Below are 1,969 nucleotides of genomic sequence, written 5' to 3'. Positions count from 1 at the left end.
GTAGTATATGTCGGCTTCGGAGCCGGTGGTGGTACTGATACCGCTGTTCGCCCGGTTATCGCAAAGATGGAAGAGTATCTTGGGGAAACCATCAATGTGGTCAACCAGGAAGGTGCTGCATCCGCAGTTGCTGCTAATACTGTAATGTACAGCAAGAAGCATGATGGTTACAGTCTGTTCGCAACCGGTAGTGGTCCGATCTCTGGATTCCGCGTAATGGGCACCAGTGACACCTACTGGGCTGACTGGGCTTCCTTCCACCCCTACATGGGTGCAGCTGCTCTTGTTGTTGCTGCAGATTCTGACATCAAGACCTATGCTGATGCAGTGGCTTACCTCAATAGCGGCAAGCAGAACATGGCAATCAGCGGCTTTGGTGTTGGTCCCCACGTACTTTTCGAGGCTATTCGTGAAGTTGGTGGTATCGATACTCCTAACTACATGACCGCTGGTTCCTGCCGTCAGGCTGGTATCAATGTCATTGCAGGAGATGCAGAGATTGCCATGGGTACTTTCTCTTCCTTGATCGACTTCATCAAGGCTGGACAGCTTCGTGCCCTCGCCATCACTGATACCAAAGACTACACTGACTTCGGACTCAACATTCCCTCCATCATGAAGGTGCAGGACAATGCAGAGAATATCCCCTTGCTCAGTGAGACTTGGCCTCTCTTGATCCCACGTGATGTCCCTCAGAACATTCTTGATGGTCTGACTGAGGCATTCTACTGGGCAGTAGAGCAGCCGGAGATCGTTGACTATGCAAGAGAGCAGGGATTGGTCCTTGCTGGGTATGCTGGCGAAGATGCTGACAAGTTCCTTGCCATCCAGGAAGCTGGATATGCTTGGACCTTGCACAATGTCGGGTCCACCGTTAAGAGTCCAGCTGAGTTTGGTATTCCCAAGCTTGCAGACTTTGACTGGGACGTGGCTAAGCAGAACATCAAATAATATGTCTTGCTTCGGGGGATGGGCTACCCATCTCCCGAAATTATTAGGAAAAGGATAGTTGCATGAGCCAAATAAAGAAAACAACTGCTTCCGATCTCATCATGGGTGTACTCCTGTTGGCATTCGGAATCTATCTTATTGTTGAGTCCTTGGGAATGAAGGTATTCAACAGTTTTCTCGATGCACCAGGATTCTTCCCGTTCATTCTGGGAATCATATTCTGTCTGTTCGGAATCGTCATGTTTGTGGGATCAATTCGAGGGGGAAGTGTAGCAGCAACAAAAGCTACATTCCGAAAGGACAGCCTGATTGCTTTGTTCCTCAACCCCGAATCAAAACGCGTAGTCATTCTCTCATTCTTCATGGTGGTATATATCTATGGTTTGATTGGTAGAATCCATTTTGCAATAGCCACCTTCCTCTATCTGGTTGTTACCTTCTGGTATCTGAAATCTACAACCTGGTTGAAGAATATCATTATTTCAGTCCTTTCAGCGTTACTAATCAGCGCTATTTTCCAGTATGTCTTTAAAATTCCTCTTCCATAGAGGTGGGAGCACCTATGTTTGAAGCATTTGCACAGCAATTTGCCCTGTTCGGATCCGCAGCAGCACAGGCGTTCGGATATCCACAGGTATTTGTTACAATGATTGCAACCGTGGCCGGTATCGTGGTTGGAGCAGTTCCAGGACTGACCGCTACCATGGCCCTCGCCCTGCTGATCAACCTTACCTACTCAATGCAGCTTGCTACCGCTGTAGCCTTCCTCCTCGGAGTCTACGTTGGAGCTGTTATGGGTGGTTGTTATTCGGCAATTATGATCAATATCCCTGGAACACCATCGGCGGCAGCGACAGCCTTGGATGGGTTCGTTTTAGCCAAACAAGGACATGGTGGACAAGCTATCGGAGTTGGTATTGTGGCCTCGTTTGTAGGTACACTGATTTCAATTCTCTTGTTGATCTTCCTTACCCCATTCCTCTATAAGATTGCCCTGAAGTTCGGTCAGTGGGAGTAC

Annotated in this window: 3 protein-coding genes; all 3 read left to right on the top strand. The window is 48.3% G+C overall.

The window, feature by feature from the left end; genetic code table 11:
- Window positions 1-951 (top strand): tripartite tricarboxylate transporter substrate-binding protein (locus JF818_RS10060; protein ID WP_198891879.1); only part of this gene is annotated, 951 nt, incomplete at its 5' end.
- Between the two features lie 62 nt (window positions 952-1,013).
- Window positions 1,014-1,499, top strand: a complete 486-nt coding sequence (locus tag JF818_RS10055) for a tripartite tricarboxylate transporter TctB family protein (protein ID WP_198891878.1) — start codon at window positions 1,014-1,016, stop codon at window positions 1,497-1,499.
- A 14-nt stretch (window positions 1,500-1,513) separates the two neighbouring features.
- A partial coding sequence (locus JF818_RS10050; protein WP_198891877.1) for a tripartite tricarboxylate transporter permease occupies window positions 1,514-1,969 on the top strand: 456 nt, incomplete at its 3' end.

The organism is Sphaerochaeta sp. S2, from assembly GCF_016406725.1.
GTDB lineage: Bacteria > Spirochaetota > Spirochaetia > Sphaerochaetales > Sphaerochaetaceae > Sphaerochaeta.
The sequence above is the reverse complement of the archived record's forward strand: the minus strand, read 5'-3'. Positions and strand labels throughout refer to the sequence as shown.

What these genes read in the sequence shown, in the direction of transcription:
- JF818_RS10055 (WP_198891878.1), top strand. Translation starts at nt 1,014, where the DNA reads ATGAGCCAAATAAAGAAAACAACTGCTTCCGATCTCATCATGGGTGTA.